This window comes from Enterobacter cloacae complex sp. P2B, from assembly GCF_014895985.1.
Lineage (GTDB): Bacteria > Pseudomonadota > Gammaproteobacteria > Enterobacterales > Enterobacteriaceae > Enterobacter > Enterobacter bugandensis.
Genome location: NZ_JADBQQ010000011.1, coordinates 332,324 through 355,668, shown reverse-complemented (window position 1 = coordinate 355,668; position 23,345 = coordinate 332,324). Strand labels below are relative to the sequence as shown.

Genomic DNA, 23,345 nt, shown 5'->3' with positions numbered 1-23,345 from the left:
GCCTGTGAAGGCGACACCTGAGGAAGCTCAATGAGCGAGAAGTTACAGAAAGTGCTGGCGCGCGCCGGCCACGGTTCACGCCGTGAAATCGAAGCCATTATTGAAGCGGGCCGCGTGAGTGTGGACGGTAAAATCGCCACGCTGGGTGACCGCGTAGAAATCGTACCGGGGCTCAAGATCCGCATTGACGGTCATCTTATCTCCGTGAAAGAGTCCGCGGAACAGATCTGCCGCGTGCTGGCGTATTACAAGCCGGAAGGCGAGCTGTGTACGCGCAACGACCCGGAAGGTCGTCCAACGGTGTTTGACCGTCTGCCAAAACTGCGCGGCGCCCGCTGGATTGCGGTGGGGCGTCTGGACGTGAACACCTGCGGTCTGCTGCTGTTCACCACCGATGGTGAACTGGCAAACCGTCTGATGCACCCAAGCCGTGAAGTTGAGCGTGAATACGCCGTTCGCGTCTTCGGCCAGGTCGACGAAAATAAACTGCGCGATCTGTCGCGTGGCGTGCAGCTGGAAGACGGCCCTGCGGCGTTCAAAACCATCAAATTTACCGGTGGTGAAGGGATTAACCAGTGGTACAACGTGACCCTGACCGAAGGCCGTAACCGCGAGGTGCGTCGTCTGTGGGAAGCGGTAGGCGTGCAGGTTAGCCGCCTGATCCGCGTTCGCTACGGCGACATTCTGCTGCCGAAAGGTCTGCCGCGCGGTGGTTATACCGAGCTGGATCTTACCCAGACTAACTACCTGCGCGAGCTGGTTGGCCTGACGCCGGAAACCACCTCTAAAGTGGCGGTGGAGAAAGATCGTCGTCGTATGAAGGCGAATCAGATCCGTCGTGCGGTGAAACGCCACAGCCAGGTGAACAGCAATCGTCGCTCTGGCAGCCGGAATAACAACGGTTAATTGAAAAAGCCCGGTGAACTCACCGGGCTTTTTCTTTAGTAATCAATGCCAATTTGTGCTTTGATGCCTGCATCAAACGCATGCTTGACCGGACGCAACTCGCTGACGGTATCTGCCAGCTCCAGAATCTCACGATGACACCCACGACCTGTAACGATAACAGTCTGGTGCGCAGGGCGGCTCTTCAGTGCATCCAGCACCTCCTCCAGCGGCAGGTAGTCGTAGGCGACCATATAGGTGATCTCATCCAGTAGCACCATATTCAGCGAGGGATTGGCCAGCATTCTTTTAGCGTGCTCCCAGACGGCCAGACAGGCTGCGGTATCGGTTTCCCGGTTCTGCGTATCCCACGTAAACCCGGTCGCCATCACCTGAAACTCAACGCCGTGAGGTTCAAGCAAATTACGCTCACCGTTGGGCCATTCCCCTTTGATAAACTGGATGACCCCCACTTTTTGCCCGTGGCCGACGGCGCGCGTAGCGGTGCCAAACGCGGCAGTAGTTTTGCCTTTGCCGTTGCCGGTAAAAACGATGACGATCCCACGCTCCTCCTGAGCTGCCGCGACGCGCGCGTCAACCTGTTCCTTCAGACGCTGCTGTCGCTGCTGATGACGTTCTTCACTCATTGCGAAATTCCCGGTTTGCGGCCCGGCTGGGCATCAAAGGTCATTCCGGTTTTGCGGCGGCTGTCGTCGCCCATCAGCCAGAGATAGAGCGGCATAATGTCTGCCGGGGTTTTCAGCTTCAGCGGATCTTCCGTCGGGAACGCGCTGGCGCGCATGCTGGTGCGCGTACCCCCCGGATTAATGCAGTTTACGCGCAGATGGCGGCTCTGATACTCATCCGCCAACACCTGCATCATGCCCTCGGTCGCGAATTTTGAGACAGCATAAGCCCCCCAGTTTGCGCGTCCCTCGCGGCCTACGCTGGAAGAGGTGAAGACCAGAGATCCAGACTCGGATTTGAGTAATAAAGGAAGCAAGGCCTGCGTGAGGAAAAAAGTACCATTAACGTTAACCTGCATCACCTGCTGCCAGATTTCAGGATCCTGTTCATCCATTGGACGCACTTCACCTAACAAACCGGCGTTGTGCAGTACGCCGTCAAGACGTGGGTAGTGGGTACTGATACGGTGAGCAAGCTCCTGGCAGAGCGCTGGGGTGCATGTCAGCAAATCGAGCGTGTACCAGGGGGCAGGTGTCCCGCCTGCGGCCTCAATTTCCTGAGCGACCCCTTTGAGCTTTTCTTCGTTACGCCCAATCAGAATTACGCTTGCGCCATATTCAGCGTACGTCAGGGCCGCTTCGCGACCAATACCATCGCTGGCGCCGGTGACAAGAATGATTCGGTTCTGCAGCAGGTTTTTTTGCGGTTGATAATGCACGGTGACTCCTCAGGCGCACGGGGTCTCAATCACGCCTTCATAATGACTTTTCGGCTTTATGCCCGAATTAGCGTGAGAATTCAATCAGTCTACAGGACGCATTGCTGCAAAATTAACAATTTGCAAATATTTAAACCGCAGCGCGGGGATTCCTGAAGACGGCTCGCAGAGGTAATGTCACGGGCGAGACGCAGGGGCAGGGCTGTTGTACACTGCCGTGAAAGATTCGTGGTTAAATCAAGGTGGAACGCGTGGAATTACTTTCTCAATATGGGTTGTTTTTGGCCAAAATCGCGACGGTGGTGATTGCCATTGCCGTGGTTGCCGTTCTGATTGTCAACCTGACGCAGCGCAAGCGTCAGCGTGGGGAGTTACGCATCACCCGCCTGAGCGAGCAGTATAAAGAGATGCAGGAAGAGATGTCCCTCTCGCTGCTCGATAGCCATCAGCAGAAGCTCTGGCTGAAAGCCCAGAAGAAAAAACACAAGCAGGAAGCCAAAGCCGCGAAGGCGAAGGCAAAGCTCGAGACGCCGCAGGGCGACGCAAAACCCCGCGTCTATGTGCTCGATTTTAAAGGCAGCATGGATGCGCATGAAGTCGCTTCGCTGCGCGAAGAGGTGACTGCGGTTCTGGCCGTGGCAACGCCGCAGGATCAGGTAGTGGTGCGTCTTGAGAGCCCGGGCGGGGTGGTACACGGTTACGGGCTGGCCGCTTCACAGCTGCAGCGTCTGCGCGAGAAGCAGATCCCACTTACCGTGGCGGTAGATAAAGTCGCGGCGAGCGGCGGCTATATGATGGCCTGCGTGGCGGACAAAATCGTTGCGGCGCCGTTTTCCATCATAGGTTCCATTGGCGTGGTCGCACAGATCCCTAACTTTAACCGCTTCCTGAAAAATAAAGAGATTGATATCGAACTTCACACGGCGGGTCAGTACAAACGCACCCTGACGCTGCTGGGGGAAAACACGGAAGAGGGGCGCCAAAAATTCCGTGAAGATCTGAATGAAACTCACCATCTCTTTAAAGACTTCGTACATCGCATGCGCCCAACGCTGGATATTGAACAGGTGGCGACCGGTGAGCACTGGTACGGCATCCAGGCGCAGGAAAAAGGGCTGGTGGATGAAGTAGGTACCAGTGATGACCTGCTGCTCAACCTGATGGAAGGCAGGGAACTGGTAGGCGTGCGCTTTACACAGCGCAAACGGCTGATGGACCGCTTTACCAACAGTGCGGCGGAAAGCGCGGACCGCCTGCTGCTTCGCTGGCTACAGCGCGGACAAAAACCGCTGCTGTAAACAAAAACGCGAGGCATATGCCTCGCGTTTTGCATTAATCGACCAGGTGATATTTCTCTGAAAGCGTATGCGCCAGGTATTTAAACATATTAAACACGGCAGTGCTTTTCGGGGTCGGTAACCCCTGCTCGTCAAGGAAGTATTCGCCGCTGAAAACCAGCACGCCATTACGTTGCTCAACGCCGGTGGCTTCAATGCCTGCCAGCGTATCTTCATGGTCACGAATAAGCTTGTTTGCTTCGATAAGCAGAGAGGCTCGGTCAATGGGTTGGGTCGTATTCTGCATAATCCACTCCTTAAACAGTGACAATAGTCTACGCCGGGGGCGCTTTGGGGGCAAATTTTCCCTGTAATGTGAGGGGATAAGATGCAGAGGGCAGGTTGGCGGGATTTGCTTTTGCATGCTAATAAAGTTGCGTAACGAATTTTATCAGGTAGAGTGTGCGCTTTCGTCATTCTGGCAACAGAATTGCTTGACATTCGACCGGGAATTCGTCACGAATTATACGAGATGTGAGAAAAATACCCGAAAACTCAATGACCTGGATGTCGCCATTCTGACGTTCGGTAAGACATAGGGGTTGATATCCCCTGACGCAGTCGCAATATCATTGGCTCGTCGTCAGCGGAAGGGAAATCAACGTGCGGCGTATTCCTGGAAGAATTAAATTAGGTAAAGGTGAATATGGGTAAAGCTCTCGTCATCGTTGAGTCCCCGGCAAAAGCCAAAACGATCAATAAGTATCTGGGTAATGACTACGTGGTTAAGTCCAGCGTTGGTCACATCCGCGATTTGCCGACCAGTGGCTCAGCCAGCAAAAAGAGCGCAGACTCTACCTCCACCAAAGGGGCTAAAAAGCCTAAAAAGGATGAACGTAGCGCGCTTGTCAACCGCATGGGTGTTAACCCATGGCACAACTGGGATGCACAATATGAAGTGCTGCCCGGGAAAGAAAAAGTCGTTAACGAGCTGAAGCAGCTGGCTGAAAAAGCAGACCACATCTATCTCGCAACCGACCTTGACCGCGAAGGGGAAGCCATTGCGTGGCACCTGCGGGAAGTGATCGGCGGGGATGACAAACGCTACAGCCGCGTAGTGTTTAACGAAATTACAAAGAATGCGATTCGTCAGGCGTTTGAGAAGCCGGGCGAGCTGAATATCGACCGTGTGAACGCCCAGCAGGCGCGTCGCTTTATGGACCGCGTTGTGGGCTACATGGTTTCTCCACTGCTGTGGAAAAAGATTGCCCGCGGCCTGTCTGCAGGACGCGTGCAGTCTGTAGCCGTGCGTCTTGTCGTTGAGCGTGAACGCGAAATTAAAGCCTTCGTGCCGGAAGAGTTCTGGGAAGTTGACGCCAATGTCACCACCCCGGGCGGTGATGCGCTGCCGCTGCAGGTAAGCCATCACAACGATAAGCCTTTCCGTCCTGAAAACCGCGATCAGACCATGGCCGCCGTGGCGCTGCTGGAAAAAGCGCGCTATCAGGTACTGGAACGTGAAGATAAGCCGACCAGCAGCAAGCCTGGCGCGCCGTTTATCACGTCCACACTGCAACAGGCGGCGAGCACCCGTCTGGGTTACGGCGTGAAGAAAACCATGATGATGGCCCAGCGCTTGTATGAAGCGGGTTACATCACCTACATGCGTACTGACTCAACGAACCTGAGCCAGGACGCGGTGAACATGGTGCGCGGCTACATCAGCGACAACTTCGGTAAAAAATACCTGCCGGAAAGCGCCAACCAGTTCGCCAGCAAAGAGAATTCTCAGGAAGCGCACGAAGCGATTCGTCCCTCTGATGTCTCTGTTTTAGCCGAGTCGCTGAAGGATATGGAAGCCGACGCCCAGAAGCTGTATCAGCTGATCTGGCGTCAGTTTGTCGCGTGTCAGATGACGCCAGCGAAATATGATTCCACTACGCTGACCGTTGGCGCGGGCGACTTCCGCCTCAAGGCACGCGGTCGTATTCTTCGTTTCGACGGCTGGACGAAAGTGATGCCTGCGCTGCGTAAAGGTGATGAAGACCGTACGCTGCCTGCGGTAAACAAAGGCGACGAGTTGTCGCTTGTCGACCTGGTTCCGGCCCAGCACTTCACCAAGCCGCCTGCGCGCTTTAGTGAAGCGTCGTTGGTTAAAGAGCTGGAAAAACGCGGGATTGGGCGTCCGTCAACCTACGCGTCAATCATCTCGACCATTCAGGACCGCGGTTACGTTCGCGTAGAGAACCGCCGTTTCTATGCCGAAAAAATGGGTGAGATTGTCACTGACCGTCTGGAAGCTAACTTCCGCGAATTGATGAACTACGACTTCACCGCGCAGATGGAAGACAGCCTCGACGAAGTGGCCAGTCACAAGGCGGAGTGGAAGAAGGTTCTCGATAGCTTCTTCAGTGACTTTACCAACCAGCTTGAGAAAGCGGAGAAAGATCCTGAAGAGGGCGGCATGCTGCCTAACCAGATGGTTCTGACCAGCATCGACTGCCCAACCTGCGGCCGCAAGATGGGGATCCGTACTGCGACAACGGGCGTGTTCCTTGGCTGTTCAGGCTATGCGCTGCCACCAAAAGAGCGCTGCAAAACAACCATCAACCTGGTGCCGGAGAACGAAGTTCTCAACGTGCTGGAAGGTGATGATGCGGAAACCAACGCCCTGCGCGCGAAACGCCGCTGCAAAAAATGCGGCACGGCGATGGACAGCTATCTGATCGATCCTAAACGTAAGCTGCACGTGTGTGGTAACAACCCAACGTGCGACGGGTATGAGATCGAAGAGGGTGAGTTCCGCATTAAAGGCTATGACGGTCCGATTGTGGAGTGCGAGAAGTGTGGCTCTGAAATGCACCTGAAAATGGGGCGTTTCGGTAAGTACATGGCCTGCACCAACGACGAGTGTAAGAACACGCGCAAAATTCTGCGCAATGGTGAGGTTGCTCCGCCGAAGGAAGATCCGGTTCCGCTGCCAGAATTGCCGTGTGAAAAATCCGACGCGTACTTCGTGCTGCGTGATGGTGCCGCAGGTGTCTTCCTGGCCGCCAACACCTTCCCGAAATCGCGTGAAACGCGCGCCCCGCTGGTGGAAGAGCTGCATCGCTTCCGCGATCGTCTGCCTGAGAAGCTGCGTTATCTGGCCGATGCGCCACAGCAGGATCCTGAAGGCAATAAGACGGTGGTCCGTTTTAGCCGTAAAACGAAGCAGCAGTACGTTGCGGCAGAGAAAGAGGGTAAAGCGACCGGATGGTCCGCCTTCTTTGTCGATGGCAAATGGGTTGAAGGCAAGAAATAATCTTTCTTTACCGTAGCTTACCCGTGAAAGGGCCGGACTTCCGGCCCTTTTTTATTACCTTATTATTATTTTTTGTTCCGTACTATACAGTCAGGCTATAAGTGATATAGTGGTTATAGTTAACCCTTTTTTTATTATCAAATCGTCTTAAGCGATTGACCGCGTGCGCTAAATCGGATGGTATGGCATGAAATTACAACAGCTTCGTTATATCGTTGAGGTGGTGAATCACAACCTTAATGTCTCTTCCACCGCCGAGGGGCTATATACCTCGCAACCGGGCATCAGCAAGCAGGTTCGCATGCTGGAGGATGAATTAGGTATTCAGATTTTCGCCCGCAGTGGTAAGCACCTTACCCAAGTGACGCCAGCGGGGCAGGAAATCATCCGTATTGCGCGGGAAGTCCTTTCCAAAGTCGATGCGATTAAGTCTGTGGCGGGGGAACATACCTGGCCGGATAAAGGCTCGCTGTATATTGCCACGACGCACACCCAGGCGCGCTATGCGCTACCGGGCGTTATCAAGGGCTTTATCGAGCGTTATCCGCGCGTCTCCCTGCATATGCACCAGGGATCGCCGACGCAAATTGCGGAGGCGGTGTCGAAGGGCAATGCAGATTTTGCCATTGCAACGGAAGCGCTCCATCTCTATGACGATCTGGTCATGCTGCCGTGCTATCACTGGAACCGCTCCATTGTGGTGACCCCGGATCATCCGCTGGCGGGCAAGGGGTCGGTGTCAATCGAAGAGCTGGCGCAATATCCTCTGGTCACCTACACGTTTGGCTTCACCGGACGATCTGAGCTTGATACCGCCTTCAACCGGGCCGGGTTAACGCCGCGGATTGTCTTTACCGCCACCGATGCCGACGTCATAAAGACCTATGTACGGCTTGGCCTGGGGGTAGGGGTGATCGCCAGCATGGCGGTCGACCCGGTGTCAGACCCTGACCTGGTGCGTCTTGATGCGCATGATATTTTCAGCCACAGCACGACAAAAATTGGCTTCCGCCGCAGTACCTTCCTGCGAAGCTATATGTATGATTTTATTCAGCGCTTTGCACCGCATTTAACGCGTGACGTGGTGGATACCGCCGTGGCATTACGATCAAATGAAGATATCGAAGAGATGTTTAAAGATATCAAACTCCCCGAAAAATAATCACACCCGGTATCTTTCCCTGAGGGAAAGATACCGAAATATCGGCTTAAAGCTAAATTAGAATTATCATCATCTGCACTTCCCCTGCCATATATTGTCATTATCCTTTTAATTTGTGTGGCTTTAATGTCGTGAATTGGCGACAAAAATAGAAACTAATTAACGGCTACGCAAATTTTTCTTTTCAAATATTTATTTCTGGTCAAAAGATTGAATATTTCATGCCTCTTGATGCGTAAATTCACTGGCTTTTCGGCTAAAGTTTCTTTAGGATTTATCTCAACAGATGATTAATTGTACCAATTGTTTGGTCCTAAATGATAAGCGATATCGATTGTATGAGGTTAGCAATGCCTTCAGGAAGTGAAGAACCGCAAAGGGATCCTGCGCTCAAGCGTAAAGCCTGGCTGGCGGTCTTTCTCGTTTCCGCCCTGTTCTGGGTGATGGTTGCTCTCCTGGCCTGGAAATATTGGGGTTGAATATGGCAGTGACGGTACGTACAGAAACGGCTAAGCGGATGTGTCAGCATCATGACACTGTTCACAAGGGACGCAAAGCGCCTGCAACAGCAGTGCCAGCATCCTGGAAACTGACGCCGCAGCAGCAGGCTTTTATTGATGTGTTCGCGGAAGACGAACCCAAAAAACAATAATTTAGTTTATTGCGTAATGATGCAGTTAGTCTGAATAATGACTATGCGCCTTTGTACTCTTTAATAAATACACATCAGCAATATAGCACGAGGACCTGCCTCGGAATGTTTAATAAATAATGCCTGGTGTCCCTATGATGAATAACATGATGTCTCAAAAATACTGGTCATGGATCGGCGTTTTTACCCTGTCGATTCTGTTCTGGAGTCAGCTCATCTGGCTGGCCGTCCACTAAATCATAAAACCTCGCTGCGGCGGGGTTTTTTGTTTTACCCTCCTCTGGACCATTCCTAAATTTATCAATTTGGGTTGTTATCAAAACGTTACGACATCTTTGTGTTATCTTTAATTACGGCCCTGATGATTGTCAGGACATCTCTGTAATTAAGGAGGAGCTTATGTCGTTAACCCTACGCGAAGCCAGTAAGGACACGTTACAGGCAGAAAATAAAACCTGGCACTACTATAGCCTGCCGCTGGCTGCCAGAACGCTTGGGGACATTTCGCGTTTACCCAAGTCCTTGAAAGTTTTGCTGGAAAATCTCTTGCGCTGGCAGGACGGTGACTCCGTGACCCTCGACGATATTCAGGCGCTGGCAGGGTGGCTTAAGAATGCCCATGCCGACAGAGAAATTGCCTACCGCCCGGCAAGGGTTCTGATGCAGGACTTCACCGGCGTTCCTGCCGTGGTGGATCTCGCCGCCATGCGTGAGGCGGTTAAACGCCTCGGCGGCGATACGGCTAAAGTGAACCCGCTTTCACCCGTCGACCTCGTGATTGACCACTCCGTAACCGTTGACCACTTCGGTGATGACGATGCCTTTGGCGAAAATGTGCGTCTCGAGATGGAGCGAAATCACGAGCGTTATGTCTTCCTGAAGTGGGGTCAGCAGGCGTTCAGCCGCTTTAGCGTGGTTCCACCCGGCACCGGTATTTGTCACCAGGTTAACCTTGAATATCTCGGTAAAGCCGTCTGGAGTGAATTGCAGGACAAAGAGTGGGTGGCTTATCCGGACACGCTGGTGGGTACAGATTCCCACACCACCATGATTAACGGCCTCGGCGTGCTGGGCTGGGGTGTCGGCGGTATCGAAGCGGAAGCCGCCATGCTCGGTCAGCCGGTCTCCATGCTTATCCCTGATGTTGTGGGCTTTAAGCTCACCGGGAAGCTGTCTGAAGGCATTACCGCCACCGATCTGGTGCTCACCGTTACCCAGATGCTGCGTAAGCATGGTGTAGTGGGAAAATTTGTTGAATTTTACGGTGACGGGCTGGATTCGCTGCCGCTGGCTGACCGCGCGACCATCGCCAACATGGCGCCAGAATATGGTGCAACCTGCGGATTTTTCCCCATTGATGACGTCACGCTGGAGTACATGCGCCTGAGCGGACGCAGCGAAGAGCAGGTGGCGCTGGTGGAGGCGTACACCAAAGCGCAGGGCATGTGGCGCAATCCGGGGGATGAGCCGGTATTTACCAGCACGCTTGCGCTTGACATGGGAAGCGTTGAGGCGAGCCTCGCCGGTCCGAAACGTCCGCAGGATCGCGTAGCGTTAAGCGACGTGCCAAAAGCGTTTGCCGCAAGCAACGAGCTGGAAGTTAACGTGGCGAAGAAGGACCATCGCCCAATCGACTATGTTCTGAACGGACATCAGTATCAGCTCCCGGACGGCGCGGTTGTCATAGCCGCCATTACCTCCTGCACCAACACCTCAAACCCCAGCGTATTAATGGCTGCCGGCCTGCTGGCTAAAAAAGCGGTTGAGCTGGGACTGAAACCACAGCCCTGGGTCAAAGCCTCCCTGGCACCGGGCTCCAAAGTGGTCTCGGATTACCTGGCGCAGGCCAGGCTAACGCCGTATCTTGATGAGCTGGGCTTTAACCTCGTGGGCTATGGTTGTACCACCTGCATCGGTAACTCCGGCCCGCTGCCTGAACCTATTGAAACGGCGATCAAGCAGGGCGATCTGACGGTTGGCGCAGTCCTTTCCGGTAACCGTAACTTTGAAGGACGTATTCATCCGCTGGTGAAAACCAACTGGCTCGCTTCGCCGCCGCTGGTGGTGGCCTACGCGCTCGCCGGGAACATGAATATCAACCTGGCTACCGATCCTATTGGTCACGACCGCAAGAATGAGCCGGTCTATCTGAAAGATATCTGGCCATCCTCACGTGAAATTGCGATGGCCGTTGAAAAGGTCTCCACCGAGATGTTCCGCAAAGAGTATGCGGAAGTGTTTGAAGGCACGCCGGAATGGAAAGCCATCAACGTTGTGGGCTCGGACACCTATGACTGGCAGGACGATTCCACCTATATCCGCCTGTCGCCGTTCTTTGATGAAATGCTGGCCGAGCCTGCACCACTTCAGGATATTCACGGGGCGCGCATACTGGCGATGCTGGGAGATTCCGTCACCACTGACCATATCTCTCCGGCGGGGAGCATCAAAGCCGACAGCCCGGCGGGCCGTTATCTGCAAAGCCGGGGCGTGGAGCGCCGCGATTTTAACTCCTACGGATCGCGCCGCGGTAACCATGAAGTGATGATGCGCGGGACGTTTGCCAACATCCGCATTCGTAACGAAATGGTTCCGGGCGTGGAAGGGGGGATGACGCGCCATCTTCCGGGGACGGAAGTCGTGTCGATTTATGACGCAGCCGTCAAATATCAGCAGGAAGGTACGCCGCTGGCGGTGATCGCCGGGAAAGAGTACGGTTCCGGCTCCAGTCGTGACTGGGCGGCGAAAGGTCCGCGACTGCTTGGCGTTCGCGTGGTCATCGCCGAGTCGTTTGAACGTATTCACCGCTCGAACCTGATTGGCATGGGGATCCTGCCGCTTGAGTTCCCGCAGGGCGTCACGCGCAAAACGCTGGGCCTGACGGGGGAAGAGCAGATTGATATTAGCGGCCTGCAAAACCTGCAGCCGGGCAAAACGGTGCCGGTGAAGCTTACGCGAGCAGACGGGAAAAGCGAGGTACTGGAATGCCGGTGTCGTATTGATACTGCAACCGAACTGACCTACTACCAGAACGACGGCATTTTACATTATGTGATTCGTAAAATGCTGGATTGATATAAAAAAGCCCGGCATCTGTGCCGGGCTTTTTACTTTCACTCTTTCAGAAGATGGCCCATTTTAGCCGCCTTGGTATCGAGATAGTGGGCATTTTTCGGGTTGCGGCCGACAATCAGCGGTACACGCTCGACGATGTTGATCCCGGCTTCGGTGAGGATTTCCACCTTTTTGGGATTATTGGTCAGCAGGCGAACCTCGTCCACGCCCAGCAGCTTGAACATATCGGCGCAGAGGGTGAAATCACGTTCATCGGCGGCAAAACCGAGCTGGTGGTTGGCTTCCACCGTATCGTAGCCCTGGTCCTGCAGCGCATAAGCGCGGATTTTATTCAGCAGACCAATGTTACGACCTTCCTGACGGTGATAGAGCAGCACGCCGCGGCCTTCTTCGGCAATATGGGTAAGGGCAGCTTCGAGCTGGAAACCGCAATCACAGCGCAGGCTGAACAACGCGTCGCCGGTCAGACACTCCGAATGGACGCGGGACAGCACCGGCGTCTGCCCTGAAATGTCGCCGTAGACCAGCGCGACATGATCCTGTCCGGTTGCCAGTTCTTCAAACCCCACCATCAGGAAATCGCCCCATGGGGTTGGCAGTTTGGCTTCTGCCACACGTTTAAGCTGCATGTGATTCTCCAGAGTAGGCTGACACGTTTCGTGCCTTGCGCCTGTTTTGCTTTCTGTATTTGTCCATTTTGCCACAAGCTCAGCACGTTCGCCTAATGGGCGCCATGCTATATGAACGTTAAACGCACGATCCGACATATCCACCCATCGAATGAATTTCAGTTATGATTGTGAGGCTTAGCGAAAAAGGAGAAGACATGCTTTCAATCGCCAGACGTACGGCAGCAGGCGCGGCCATTTTACTGATTATGCCTTTGGCCGTGTGGGTCTCCGGCTGGATGTGGCAGCCGGGGCAGAATGCCACGTGGCTGAAAACGTTATACTGGGTAACTGAGACGGTCACGCAGCCGTGGGGAATTATTACCCACGTTATCCTCTGCGGCTGGTTCTTGTGGTGCCTGCGCTTTAGACTGCGCGCGGCGTTGATGCTCTTTGCTATCCTCGGTGGCGCGATCGTTATTGGACAGGGCGTGAAGTCCTGGGTGAAGGATCACGTTCAGGAGCCAAGACCTTTTGTCGTCTGGCTGGAAAAAGCGCACCATGTTCCGGTGGATGAGTTCTACAATTTAAAGCGTAAAGATCGCGGCGCGCTGGTGAAAGAACAGCTTTCAGAACAGGAAGATATTCCAAAGTTCCTGCGTAAGCACTGGCAAAAAGAGACGGGATTCGCGTTTCCCTCCGGCCATACGATGTTTGCAGCCAGCTGGGCGTTGCTGGGCGTTGGGCTGCTTTGGCCTCGACGTCGCACTATGACCATCGCGATTTTACTGGTTTGGGCGACAGGGGTGATGGGCAGCCGCTTGCTGCTGGGAATGCACTGGCCGCGGGATCTGGTGGTCGCTACGCTGATCTCCTGGATGCTGGTGACGCTGGCAACCTGGCTTGCAGAACGGTTCTGCGGCCCGCTCACGCCACCACCTGAAGAGAAAGAAGAGATCGCCGAAAGGGAGCAAAGCGACGCCTGACGGTTGATATTGTGCATTTTGCCCATAAATCCATGACGTGCGCGTTACTTTTTCCGTTTCGCGCCCGTCGCTAAAATGGTAGTTTATAAGGCTGATTGCGGTGAGTTGAACACACTTTATTCGCTTGAACCACATAACGGGAAGTAATGTGAAATATTTACTCATTTTCTTACTGGTATTGGCGATTTTTGTCATTTCAGTCACATTGGGTGCACAAAACGATCAACAGGTGACGTTTAACTATCTGCTGGCGCAGGGTGAGTATCGGGTCTCCAGCCTGCTGGCGGTCTTATTTGCTGCAGGCTTTGCCATCGGCTGGCTGGTTTGCGGTCTTTTCTGGTTGAAAGTTCGTGTTTCTCTTGCGCGCGCTGAACGTAAAATTAAACGACTTGAACAGCACATTGCGCCTGCGTCCGACATGCCGGAAAGTTCAGGTGTGCCGGTCGTGAAGGAATAATCGACTATGCTGGAGTTGTTGTTTCTGCTTTTGCCTGTAGCCGCAGCCTATGGCTGGTATATGGGCCGCAGAAGTGCGCAACAAACGAAACAGGATGAGGCTAACCGACTCTCCCGTGACTACGTTGCGGGGGTGAACTTCCTCCTGAGCAATCAGCAGGACAAAGCGGTAGACCTGTTCCTCGATATGCTGAAAGAGGATACGGGGACCGTCGAAGCCCACCTCACTCTCGGTAACCTGTTCCGCTCGCGCGGCGAAGTTGACCGCGCTATCCGTATCCACCAGACCCTGATGGAAAGCGCCTCCCTGACCTACGAACAACGTCTCCTGGCGGTACAACAGCTGGGCCGAGACTATATGGCCGCGGGGCTGTACGATCGCGCTGAAGATATGTTCACACAGCTGGTGGATGAAACGGATTTCCGTATCGGCGCGTTGCAGCAGTTACTGCAGATTTACCAGGCCACCAGCGACTGGCAGAAAGCCATTGATACGGCCGAACGTCTGGTGAAGCTGGGCAAAGACAAGCAGCGCGTTGAAATTGCGCATTTCTACTGCGAGCTTGCCCTTCAGCAGATGGGCAACGACGACATGGACAAAGCCATGGCGTTGCTCAAGAAAGGCGCCGCCGCAGACCGCAATAGCGCGCGTATCTCTATCATGATGGGGCGCGTTTTTATGGCCAGCGGCGACTACGCTAAAGCCGTTGAAAGCCTGATGCGGGTGATTGACCAGGACAAAGAGCTGGTCAGCGAAACGCTTGAAATGCTGCAAACCTGCTATCAGCAGCTGGACAAGCAGGAAGAGTGGGTGGCATTTCTGCGTCGTTGCGTGGAAGAGAATACCGGCGCGACCGCTGAGCTGATGCTCTCTGACGTGGTTGAGCAGTATGAGGGGAGCGACACCGCACAGGTTTATATTACCCGTCAGCTGCAACGTCATCCCACGATGCGCGTATTCCACAAGCTGATGGACTACCATCTGAACGATGCGGAAGAAGGGCGCGCGAAAGAGAGTCTGATGGTGCTGCGCGACATGGTTGGCGAGCAGGTGCGCAGCAAGCCGCGCTACCGTTGCCAGAAGTGTGGTTTTACCGCCTACACGCTCTACTGGCATTGTCCGTCCTGCCGGGCCTGGTCCACCATCAAGCCAATTCGCGGCCTGGATGGGCAGTAATTTTTTTAAAAGCCTTCATTTTAGTTACAACATACTGATGGCTTTTCCGTTTTCTCAACACCGTGCGGCTTGCTGGCCTGGCAGGGGCATAAATGGATTCTGTCAATTTGCGGCGACGGCAGGTAGAATGCAGGCCGTTTATCTGTTCCGCGCCGCTGCGCGCCCATAGACGAAAAGGGCTGGTCATGACGTCTGTTACTTCCTCCACTTCCCGCGTTATTACGGATTCTCCTGTTGTTGTTGCGCTTGATTACAATAAGCGTGACGCAGCGCTGGCCTTTGTCGACGGTATCGATCCTCGCGATTGTCGTCTGAAAGTTGGTAAAGAGATGTTCACGCTGTTTGGACCGCAAATCGTCCGCGATCTGCAGCAGCGTGGTTTCGATGTCTTCCTCGATCTCAAATTCCATGATATCCCGAACACCACGGCGCACGCGGTTGCCGCCGCTGCGGAACTGGGTGTATGGATGGTCAACGTCCACGCGTCGGGCGGGGCGAGAATGATGACAGCCGCTCGCGAAGCACTCCTGCCGTTCGGCAACGATGCGCCATTACTGATTGCGGTTACCGTGCTGACCAGCATGGACGACAGCGACTTGCGCGACCTCGGCGTGACGTTGTCACCTGCCGGGCACGCCGAGCGTCTCGCGCGTCTGACGCAGAGCTGTGGTCTCGATGGCGTCGTTTGCTCCGCGCAGGAAGCGGTACGCTTTAAGTCAGAGTTGGGCAAAGATTTTAAACTGGTCACGCCAGGCATTCGTCCTGCTGGCAGCGACGTGGGCGATCAGCGACGCATTATGACGCCTGAGCAGGCGTTGGCAGCAGGCGTTGACTACATGGTTATCGGCCGGCCGGTGACGCAGTCTGTGAACCCGGCGGAGACGCTTAAGGCTATTAACGCATCACTGAAAAAGGGGGCGCAATGACTGATTCCAACAGTCGGCTGGTCTACTCGACGGAAAGCGGGCGCATAGACGAACCGAAAACGAAAGCAGAACGTCCGAAAGGTGACGGTATTGTTCGTATCCAGCGTCAGACCAGCGGGCGAAAAGGAAAGGGGGTCTGCCTGATCTCCGGGATTGATATGGATGATGCGGAGCTGAACAAGCTGGCAGCAGAGTTGAAGAAGAAATGTGGCTGCGGCGGCGCCGTGAAGGACGGCATTATCGAAATTCAGGGTGATAAACGCGATTTAATTAAATCGCTCCTTGAAGCCAAAGGCATGAAAGTTAAACTGGCAGGCGGCTAAAATAAATAAGCCACGGCAAATGCCGTGGCTCGTGTTATATACGTGCGTTAGTCAGACCTGAAATGCGATGCTAAATCGCCTTAACGGGAAGGCTGATAGAATAATTATTTGCCAACCTGGTGACCGATAATACCACCGACAGCAGCGCCGCCTAATGTACCCAGCGTACTACCATCCGTTAATACTGCACCACCGAGCGCACCAGCACCGGCGCCAATTGCGGTGTTACGGTCACGTTTAGACCAGTTAGAGCACGCGCTCAGGGACATTGCTACAGTGATTGCCAGAACAGCGGCGGCTAATTTTTTGCTGGTTAAGGTCATAATACTTTCTCCTGAATTATCGATTCACGGAAAGATGTACACATTAAGTATAGTCAAAATGAATACTCAATTCTTTTTTCCGTGAAAGCTGGTCGCGCAGGCGTTACGTAATCACGCAGGTGATAGTCACTTCCTGTTATATCGCTAACATTAATTTTACGACTTTACGGCAGGTTAAACAGGTAAAAACTCTTAAAGGATGGATAGGAATCCTCTCAGACGAAGGGGGCATATGCGCCCGGAATACGGGCGCAAAGGGACTCAGGCGGGCGTTTTAATAATATCGACAATGAGACCGTCATCTTCCAGTTTATTACGATGTTCGTCGCTTAACCTTTCGTCGGTAATTACGCGGCTAAAGCGTGAGGCTGGACCCATGGTGTAAGGATGGACGGCGCCAAATTTAGAGCTGTCGGTCAGCACAATGGCTTCACACTCTTTTTCCAGAACGGCATTCACAACGTCAGATCGCATCATATCCCGGCCGGTGAAGCCTGTCTCCGGCTGCCAGCCGTCAATACCGATAAACGCCTTACTGAAATGAACCTGCTGGACATACTGCCGGGTTAGCGGGCCTACCATGCTCTCACTTTTTTTCTGGTAAATGCCGCCCAGCAAAATCACCTCACAGCGCGTCTCTTTGAGCAAATGGGCGATATAGCTGCTGACGGTGATGATGGTAACGTCTTTTTGTTCGGCGAGCGTACGTGCCAGAAGAGCGTTGCTGCTGCCGTTTTCAATAAAGACCGTCTCGCCAGGGTTTACCAGCGATGCGGCAAATTCTGCCAGTTCTCGTTTAAGCGCGTAGTTATTCATCATGCGCGTCTCAACGTCGTCGCTGTCCAGCGGCACGGCATAGCCATGCGCACGGCGCAGGTAGCTCTGTTTTTCCAGCAGATTAAGATCCTGACGGATGGTCACTTCTGAAACGCCGGTGGTTTTAGCCAGCTCAACGACGCTTACGCGCCCCTGATCGATGACCATCTGCAAAATGAGTTGTTGTCGGGAATTCATAGCATCCAATTAATAAAGCGAAACGAGGTCTGAGACAGTGGGTTTAGACTTCCCACGGCGCTTTAGGCTGTCGGTTTTCGGGGGCATTGTCAGCGCCATCCTGAGCGAGAAGTTCAGACTTCAGGATCTCGAGATTACGGATTGCAGAGTGATAATCACCCGCCACCAGTATATCCAGCACGGTATCAATACGTTGTGCTACAGCTTGTGGATCAATAGTAGACATCATCTCTCCCCAGGAGCGAAAAGTTAATAATTTCAATGATGCAGAAAATAGGTTCAAAAGAGAAGGGAAAAAACGCCATAACGAAATTACCTATACGAAAGTGAACCTCTGTATGACGTTAACGTTGTTGTCGCGCTTGATATCGTTTTAGCCAGCGCTCGAATGCGGCAGCGGGCATCGGCTTAGCGAAAAGAAAACCCTGCCGTTCGTTGACGCCGTTTTTGGTCAGAAAGGCATCTTCTTTTGCGTTTTCCACCCCTTCGGCAATCACCTGCAGGTTTAACGCCTGCGCCACTGCGACAATGGCGCGTACCAAAGACTGGGAGACAGAGTGCTTATGAATATCTCTGACAAAAGCCTGATCGAGTTTAATGGCATCAATAGGAAAACGCGCCAGCTGGGAAAGGGAAGAGTAGCCGGTACCGAAATCGTCCAGATGAATTTGTGCCCCGAGCCGACTGAATTGCTGGATCACCGAGAGCGCCAGCTCTTCGTTTTCGATAAGACAGCTTTCGGTTAACTCAACGTCGATAGGGCAGTACTCAAAATGCAGATCCTTAAGCGCCTGCTTTAGCTCGCTGAAAATCGTCTGGTCGGCCAGCTGACGTGCAGAGACGTTCACGGCCACGCGCAGGTTAATTCCCTTGTCACGCCATTTTGCCACCTGGCGAACCACATCAAGCATCACCCAGCGACCCAGCGGCACAATCAAACCGGACTCCTCGGCATAAGAGATAAATTCCAGAGGGGGGATCAGCCCGCGCTCGGGCGACTGCCAGCGGACCAGAGCTTCAAGGCTTCGGACTTCGCCGCGCCAGGTCATTTTCGGCTGGTAGTGGATCAGGAGCTGATCGTTATCCAGCGCTTTACGCAGGTTGGTGTCCAGCCACAGGTACTCAAACACGCGCTGGTTCATCTCGGGGGAGAAGACGCAGAATTTGCCACGGCCATTCTCCTTGGCGGTGTACATGGCGATGTCGGCATTGCGAATCACGCTTTCCCGATCGTTCCCGTGCTGCGGCGCGAGGGCGATCCCCAGGGAGCAACCGGTGTAAACCTCAATCAGACCGATTCTGAACGGCTGGCGCAGGCGGGTCAGAATACGCGACGCCATCGCTTCCAGCGAGCCCTGAGAGGTATTGGTGGCCATAACGATAAACTCATCGCCGCCGAGCCGCGCTAAAACCTGCCCCTCATCCAGACAACTCAGAAGGGCAAGTGCAACCGCCTGCAGGAGCTGATCGCCGAACATATGCCCGTAGGCATCGTTAACCTTTTTGAAGTTATCGAGGTCGAGGTACACCACGCCAACCTGCGTGTCGCCGCGGCTATTGATGGCGTCTGAAATCAGCTCATGGATCGCATTGCGGTTGGGCAGGCCGGTGATGGTATCGGTATTGGCCAGCACGCGCAGGCGCTCCTGTGCCCGTCGTTCTTCGGTAATGTCGGTCCCGGAGCAGATAAGGAAAATTTCATTTTTACCGCTGCCGCTGTGAACGAATTTATTTCTGAACAGAAACAAGCGTTGCCCTTTTCGCGTTTTAATCCAGCGTTCGACTTCGTAGGAGCTGCCGTTGCGAAAGAAACCCGCAATGTTGCGCTTCGAGGCTGCCGCTTCGCTGCGGCTCATGAACAGTTCAAACACGTTCTGACCAATGACTTCATGTTCTTTCAGACCGGTATACTCTTCGCTCAGGCGGTTAAAGCGCTGGATATTGCCGTTTTGATCGAGAATGACAATGACGGAATTCGCTTCAGAAACAACCTGTTCCGCAAAGGAGAGTCCCTGAGCCAGATCGCGTGCCACGGAGGGCGTATCGTTCCAGGCGGAAGCCGTTCCGGCCCACTCGTTTCGGGTGATTTTGCGTCCGACAAGATGGACGGGAACTTGCTCGCCGTAAAGAGAGAGGTTCAGGGAAATGCTGGTGGTCATTACCGTTAGCTGACGGATCTGTGCGGCCTGTTCATCATCCAGTACGATCTCCTGAGTCACGTCAGCATTTTCGCTGGCGGCAAGGTGCAGAACGTTGCTGTCAGCCGACAATCGCCACCACGGGCTGTGAGTACCCATGTAACGAAACAGCAAATTTTGCTCAAGTTCGTCGATCATGATTTCTCCCGCCGCGACGCATTAGCGAACAAATTATTCATTAGTCGTCGACTTTTCCGTTGAAAATAGCGGCAAAGCCGCAGTGAAGGCATTGTTTTTCGCAGCTTTTTTATAATAAAACGCATCAGGCATATAAAAATGCTGAGCGTATAAAATCCACGTGCCCGAACAGGGCAGCACTCTTTAACTGTAGATAATTATGGCTATTTTGGGCGGGCTGGGGCGGAAAAAGTAAGAAAAATGATGCTTTTGCGGGGGGAAAGACAGGGAGAAAATTGTCGGCCTTTCTGAACGGAAATGACCGACAATTGAGCAGGTTATCAGGCGACAGGGCGCGCAATAATACTGCGGGTTTCCATGCGAACTTCAGCGATAGTTACATCAATCACGTCAGTGACTTTGTAAACCGTCTCGCCTTTAATTTGCACGGTGCCGCTTTCCTGACTGCAGACCAGTTCGTCACGAACGGCGTGCAGGAACGGGGCAGGGATAAAGGCGACCGCACCGTTATCCACCAGACGTACGCGCATTCCCCCGCGGCTGATATCAATAATTTCTGCCGCGAAGCGGGTATCGGTACCGGCTTTATCCTGCAGGAAGCGCGCGTATAGCCAGTCTCCAACGTCACGTTCCGCCATGCGGTTCAGACGGCGACGCTCGGCCATCTGTAGGGTGGTGTCGTCCTGAGGACGGGCAATGGTTTCGCCCTTAATAATCGCTTTCAGCAGGCGGTGGTTAACCATATCGCCATACTTACGGATCGGGGAGGTCCAGGTGGCGTAGGCTTCCAGACCGAGGCCAAAGTGCGGGCCTGGCTCGGTGCTGATTTCCGCGAAGGACTGGAAGCGGCGAATACGGCTATCCAGGAAACCGGACGGCTGAGCGTCCAGCTCGCGGCGAAGCTTGCAGAAGCCCGGCAGTGTCAGCACTTCTTCCGGATCAACATGCACATCGTGATTCTTCAGCAGGGCCGCGAGCGCTTCGGTATTGGCCGGATCGAATCCGGTATGAACGTTGTAAATACCGAAGCCCAGCCTGTCGCGCAGCACGCGCGCGGCACAGATGTTGGCGGAAATCATCGCTTCTTCGACGATGCGGTTAGCAATGCGTCGCGGCTCGGCCACGATATCCAGCACTTCGCCTTTTTCACCGAGAACAAAACGATAATCCGGGCGATCCTTGAAGACCAGGGCGTGAGTCTTGCGCCACTCGCCGCGGTTCAGGCAGATGCGGTGCAGCAGACGAATCTGTGCTGCGATAGCATCGGATTCAGGTTTCCAGCTGCCGGTGTTTTCCAGCCAGTCGGAGACATTGTCATAGGCCAGCTTGGCTTTGGATTCGATGGTGGCGGCAAAGAATTCGATATCGTCTTCAATCGTGCCATCTGCGGCAATGGTCATGCGGCAGGCGAGAACCGGGCGCACCTCATTTGGGCGCAGCGAGCAGAGGTCGTCAGACAGTTCGCGCGGCAGCATCGGGATGTTAAAGCCCGGCAGGTAGTTGGTGAACGCGCGGATTTTCGCCGTTTCGTCCAGCTTGCTGCCTTCCACAATCCAGGCGGTTGGATCGGCAATGGCGACGGTCAAATGCAGTTTGCCATCGGCGCCCTCTTCAGCGTAGAGCGCATCGTCCATATCTTCTGTGCTGGCGCTGTCGATGGTGACAAACTCCAGCGCGGTAAGATCGCGGCGCGCCAGGCCTTCATCCTGCATCTCAGTTGCCACGCCGTTCGGCGCTTCTTTTTCAAGATTATGGCGCGCCAGCGTGACCCACCACGGGACGAAATGGTCGTCGCCAAAGGTGATGAACTGGGTCAGTTCAGCATAGAAACCGCGGTCGCCTTTCAGAGGATGACGGCGCATTTCTGCTACGGCCCAGTCACCTTCTTTAAAATCATGCTCAACGCCGCGGGCGGCGCGGCAGGGAATGGCATCTTTCAGCAGGGGGTGATCCGGCACGACAGAAAGACGATCGTCCTTTCTCTGCACTTTGCCCACAAAGCGGGTCAGGAACGGCTCGATCAGTTCTTCCGGCTCGGCGGATTCACGTTCCTTCTCGGTATGGATGACGGCCATGACGCGATCGCCATGCATCACTTTCTTCATCTGCGGTGGCGGAATGAAGTAGCTTTTCTGCGCGTCAACTTCAAGGAAGCCAAAGCCCTTTTCCGTGGCTTTCACGACCCCTTCTGCACGCGGCGTCTGGGAATGCAGTTGCTGTTTAAGCTGCGCTAGCAGCGGGTTGTCCTGAAACATAATGTTCTATTTTCGTAGCCATTGAGCGGCTGACAGTTTTACGCGATTCTCACTGCTACAGCAAGCGCTCTTTGGGGAAAGAGTGTGGTTATTCCGCTTTGCCGGACGCGACTTTTAGTCGATTGATCCAGCCCTCCAGCGCGCATTGGCTGAGCAGGTTGATCGCCTGAACGGCAGTAAGTCCTTCTTCCGTGAGCGGGGTAAATTGTGCGGCGCTGAAGCGGTCCGGCGAGCGTGTCAGCAATTCGGCTGCTGCCGAAAGCGCCGGAGGAGGCAGCGAAACCGTTTCCCGGCTGTTTATCAGGATCTCCCCCATCAGATCGAGCAAGGTCGGTTCATGGCACAGGACCGGCGTCAGCGCCTCAAGCGTGGGCTCTGCCTGCCAGCGGGAGAGGGACTCAAGCTGATGCGCACTGGCATAGCGAAGCTCGACCACGGGCAGAAGCGAGATCCACGCGTCGGAGGACGTTGGCAGGGTGTGCGGCTGAATATGATGGCCAGGCAGCCAGCGGACGGGATGGCCGAGCAGCGCCTGAAAGACGGCGACCACGCGCGCCTGAAAACCGATAAAGCCGATTATCTGGTTAATTACCACAACGTCATAGATAGACAGACCTACCTCATCAAGCTGGTTTCGCGCCTTATCATCAATGACGTCAGGTGAGCTGGCGAGCTGGCGGGCGTACTGCGTGATTTGCGCCAGCCGTCGGTTACTTTCGCGGGAGGAGTCAGGGCCCGGCAGCGGGGCGAGGAGGGCGGCGTAGTGGTTGCACAGCCGCTGAACGCCGCAGGCCTGCGCCACCGTCAGCGCGGTACTTAACCGATCGTAGGCGCTAAGCGTTCGCAGGCGGTTTACGGGAAGTGAGAGCGGGAACAGCTGGTGACATAAGGATCTGGCAGGAGCGAGCCAGCCGGTACAGGCGGCGACAATCTCATCTGGCAGGGCTAAATCGAGCAAAAAACGATCGTCGACGTTAGCGGCTTCGGGCACCAGGGGCAGCACATCCGGCTGCGCGTGGTTAGACTGGGTTTCGTGATACCAGTGGCCTTTGCCGGAAAAACGGCGTTGTTCCATGGGCGTTCCTTGATCTCAAAATGGCGATCAATATCCTGGCGTAAGGCAGATAAAGGGAAAAATATTGTTAGGTGATAACAAATAGCAGAACGGAATAACGAAGGGG

Annotated in this window: 23 protein-coding genes; 13 read left to right on the top strand and 10 right to left on the bottom strand. The window is 54.3% G+C overall.

What is annotated here, in order from left to right; genetic code table 11:
• The first annotated feature begins 30 nt into the window (after nucleotides 1-30).
• Nucleotides 31-906, top strand: coding sequence for a 23S rRNA pseudouridine(2605) synthase RluB (rluB, locus tag IM313_RS11775; protein WP_028013408.1), 876 nt, complete (start codon nucleotides 31-33; stop codon nucleotides 904-906).
• 35 nt (nucleotides 907-941) lie between these two features.
• Here rluB and cobO read toward each other — a convergent pair whose 3' ends face one another.
• Both cobO and IM313_RS11765 read right to left on the bottom strand, forming a co-directional pair.
• On the bottom strand, nucleotides 942-1,532 hold the full coding sequence (cobO, locus tag IM313_RS11770; RefSeq protein ID WP_049001070.1) for a cob(I)yrinic acid a,c-diamide adenosyltransferase: 591 nt from the start codon (nucleotides 1,530-1,532) through the stop codon (nucleotides 942-944).
• Nucleotides 1,529-2,290: a YciK family oxidoreductase gene (locus tag IM313_RS11765; RefSeq protein WP_028013406.1), complete on the bottom strand. Its 762-nt coding sequence runs from the start codon at nucleotides 2,288-2,290 to the stop codon at nucleotides 1,529-1,531. Before IM313_RS11765 ends, cobO begins: the two co-directional genes overlap by 4 nt.
• A gap of 251 nt (nucleotides 2,291-2,541) precedes the next feature.
• Between IM313_RS11765 and sohB the strand changes: the two genes are divergently transcribed.
• On the top strand, nucleotides 2,542-3,588 hold the full coding sequence (gene sohB / locus IM313_RS11760; RefSeq protein ID WP_150144038.1) for a protease SohB: 1,047 nt from the start codon (nucleotides 2,542-2,544) through the stop codon (nucleotides 3,586-3,588).
• Between the two features lie 34 nt (nucleotides 3,589-3,622).
• On the opposite strand, the gene IM313_RS11755 is transcribed toward sohB, so the two are convergent.
• The gene (locus IM313_RS11755) at nucleotides 3,623-3,874 is read right to left on the bottom strand and encodes a YciN family protein (protein WP_003856804.1); all 252 of its coding nucleotides are present in this window, start codon (nucleotides 3,872-3,874) and stop codon (nucleotides 3,623-3,625) included.
• 399 nt (nucleotides 3,875-4,273) lie between these two features.
• Between IM313_RS11755 and topA the strand changes: the two genes are divergently transcribed.
• From topA to acnA, 6 genes are all read left to right on the top strand, one after another.
• On the top strand, nucleotides 4,274-6,871 hold the full coding sequence (topA, locus tag IM313_RS11750; RefSeq protein WP_041909639.1) for a type I DNA topoisomerase: 2,598 nt from the start codon (nucleotides 4,274-4,276) through the stop codon (nucleotides 6,869-6,871).
• A gap of 187 nt (nucleotides 6,872-7,058) precedes the next feature.
• Nucleotides 7,059-8,033 (top strand): HTH-type transcriptional regulator CysB, encoded by a 975-nt coding sequence (gene cysB / locus IM313_RS11745; RefSeq protein ID WP_028013403.1) that lies wholly within the window; start codon nucleotides 7,059-7,061, stop codon nucleotides 8,031-8,033.
• Nucleotides 8,034-8,371: 338 nt separating this feature from the next.
• Nucleotides 8,372-8,512 carry a YmiA family putative membrane protein gene (locus IM313_RS11740; RefSeq protein WP_213743510.1) on the top strand — a complete coding sequence of 47 codons (141 nt, stop codon included), beginning with the start codon at nucleotides 8,372-8,374 and terminating at the stop codon, nucleotides 8,510-8,512.
• Nucleotides 8,513-8,514: 2 nt separating this feature from the next.
• On the top strand, nucleotides 8,515-8,685 hold the full coding sequence (locus tag IM313_RS11735) for a hypothetical protein (protein WP_032644881.1): 171 nt from the start codon (nucleotides 8,515-8,517) through the stop codon (nucleotides 8,683-8,685).
• A 137-nt stretch (nucleotides 8,686-8,822) separates the two neighbouring features.
• Nucleotides 8,823-8,921 carry a small membrane protein YmiC gene (gene ymiC / locus IM313_RS22575; RefSeq protein ID WP_032644994.1) on the top strand — a complete coding sequence of 33 codons (99 nt, stop codon included), beginning with the start codon at nucleotides 8,823-8,825 and terminating at the stop codon, nucleotides 8,919-8,921.
• Between the two features lie 163 nt (nucleotides 8,922-9,084).
• Complete coding sequence (gene acnA, locus IM313_RS11730; protein WP_028013402.1) at nucleotides 9,085-11,760, top strand: aconitate hydratase AcnA; 2,676 nt, start codon at nucleotides 9,085-9,087, stop codon at nucleotides 11,758-11,760.
• A 38-nt stretch (nucleotides 11,761-11,798) separates the two neighbouring features.
• Here the strand turns inward: acnA and ribA are convergent, their stop codons facing one another.
• On the bottom strand, nucleotides 11,799-12,389 hold the full coding sequence (ribA, locus tag IM313_RS11725; protein WP_028013401.1) for a GTP cyclohydrolase II: 591 nt from the start codon (nucleotides 12,387-12,389) through the stop codon (nucleotides 11,799-11,801).
• A gap of 197 nt (nucleotides 12,390-12,586) precedes the next feature.
• Here ribA and pgpB point away from each other — a divergent pair, with 197 nt between their 5' ends.
• The 5 genes from pgpB to yciH all read left to right on the top strand — a co-directional run bounded on the left by pgpB (nucleotide 12,587) and on the right by yciH (nucleotide 16,236).
• Entirely contained in the window at nucleotides 12,587-13,354 is a 768-nt protein-coding gene (gene pgpB / locus IM313_RS11720) for a phosphatidylglycerophosphatase B (protein ID WP_028013400.1), read from the top strand.
• Between the two features lie 148 nt (nucleotides 13,355-13,502).
• Nucleotides 13,503-13,811 (top strand): LapA family protein, encoded by a 309-nt coding sequence (locus IM313_RS11715; protein ID WP_028013399.1) that lies wholly within the window; start codon nucleotides 13,503-13,505, stop codon nucleotides 13,809-13,811.
• 6 nt (nucleotides 13,812-13,817) lie between these two features.
• Nucleotides 13,818-14,987 (top strand): lipopolysaccharide assembly protein LapB, encoded by a 1,170-nt coding sequence (gene lapB / locus IM313_RS11710; protein WP_041909646.1) that lies wholly within the window; start codon nucleotides 13,818-13,820, stop codon nucleotides 14,985-14,987.
• A 185-nt stretch (nucleotides 14,988-15,172) separates the two neighbouring features.
• Complete coding sequence (pyrF, locus tag IM313_RS11705; protein WP_028013397.1) at nucleotides 15,173-15,913, top strand: orotidine-5'-phosphate decarboxylase; 741 nt, start codon at nucleotides 15,173-15,175, stop codon at nucleotides 15,911-15,913.
• Nucleotides 15,910-16,236: a stress response translation initiation inhibitor YciH gene (gene yciH / locus IM313_RS11700; RefSeq protein WP_028013396.1), complete on the top strand. Its 327-nt coding sequence runs from the start codon at nucleotides 15,910-15,912 to the stop codon at nucleotides 16,234-16,236. Before pyrF ends, yciH begins: the two co-directional genes overlap by 4 nt.
• 104 nt (nucleotides 16,237-16,340) lie before the next feature.
• Here yciH and osmB read toward each other — a convergent pair whose 3' ends face one another.
• The 6 genes from osmB to IM313_RS11670 form a co-directional block, all read right to left on the bottom strand.
• Nucleotides 16,341-16,559: an osmotically-inducible lipoprotein OsmB gene (osmB, locus tag IM313_RS11695; RefSeq protein WP_008501216.1), complete on the bottom strand. Its 219-nt coding sequence runs from the start codon at nucleotides 16,557-16,559 to the stop codon at nucleotides 16,341-16,343.
• A 261-nt stretch (nucleotides 16,560-16,820) separates the two neighbouring features.
• On the bottom strand, nucleotides 16,821-17,573 hold the full coding sequence (locus IM313_RS11690; protein ID WP_041909650.1) for a DNA-binding transcriptional regulator YciT: 753 nt from the start codon (nucleotides 17,571-17,573) through the stop codon (nucleotides 16,821-16,823).
• A gap of 43 nt (nucleotides 17,574-17,616) precedes the next feature.
• Nucleotides 17,617-17,799: a hypothetical protein gene (locus IM313_RS11685; RefSeq protein ID WP_041909652.1), complete on the bottom strand. Its 183-nt coding sequence runs from the start codon at nucleotides 17,797-17,799 to the stop codon at nucleotides 17,617-17,619.
• Nucleotides 17,800-17,917: 118 nt separating this feature from the next.
• Complete coding sequence (gene pdeR / locus IM313_RS11680) at nucleotides 17,918-19,909, bottom strand: cyclic di-GMP phosphodiesterase (protein ID WP_192971167.1); 1,992 nt, start codon at nucleotides 19,907-19,909, stop codon at nucleotides 17,918-17,920.
• A gap of 320 nt (nucleotides 19,910-20,229) precedes the next feature.
• A complete protein-coding gene (locus tag IM313_RS11675) occupies nucleotides 20,230-22,164 on the bottom strand; it encodes an exoribonuclease II (RefSeq protein ID WP_192971166.1) in 1,935 nt (644 codons plus the stop codon).
• An 88-nt stretch (nucleotides 22,165-22,252) separates the two neighbouring features.
• Nucleotides 22,253-23,239 carry an oxidoreductase gene (locus IM313_RS11670; protein ID WP_049001084.1) on the bottom strand — a complete coding sequence of 329 codons (987 nt, stop codon included), beginning with the start codon at nucleotides 23,237-23,239 and terminating at the stop codon, nucleotides 22,253-22,255.
• Between the last annotated feature and the right edge of the window lie 106 nt (nucleotides 23,240-23,345).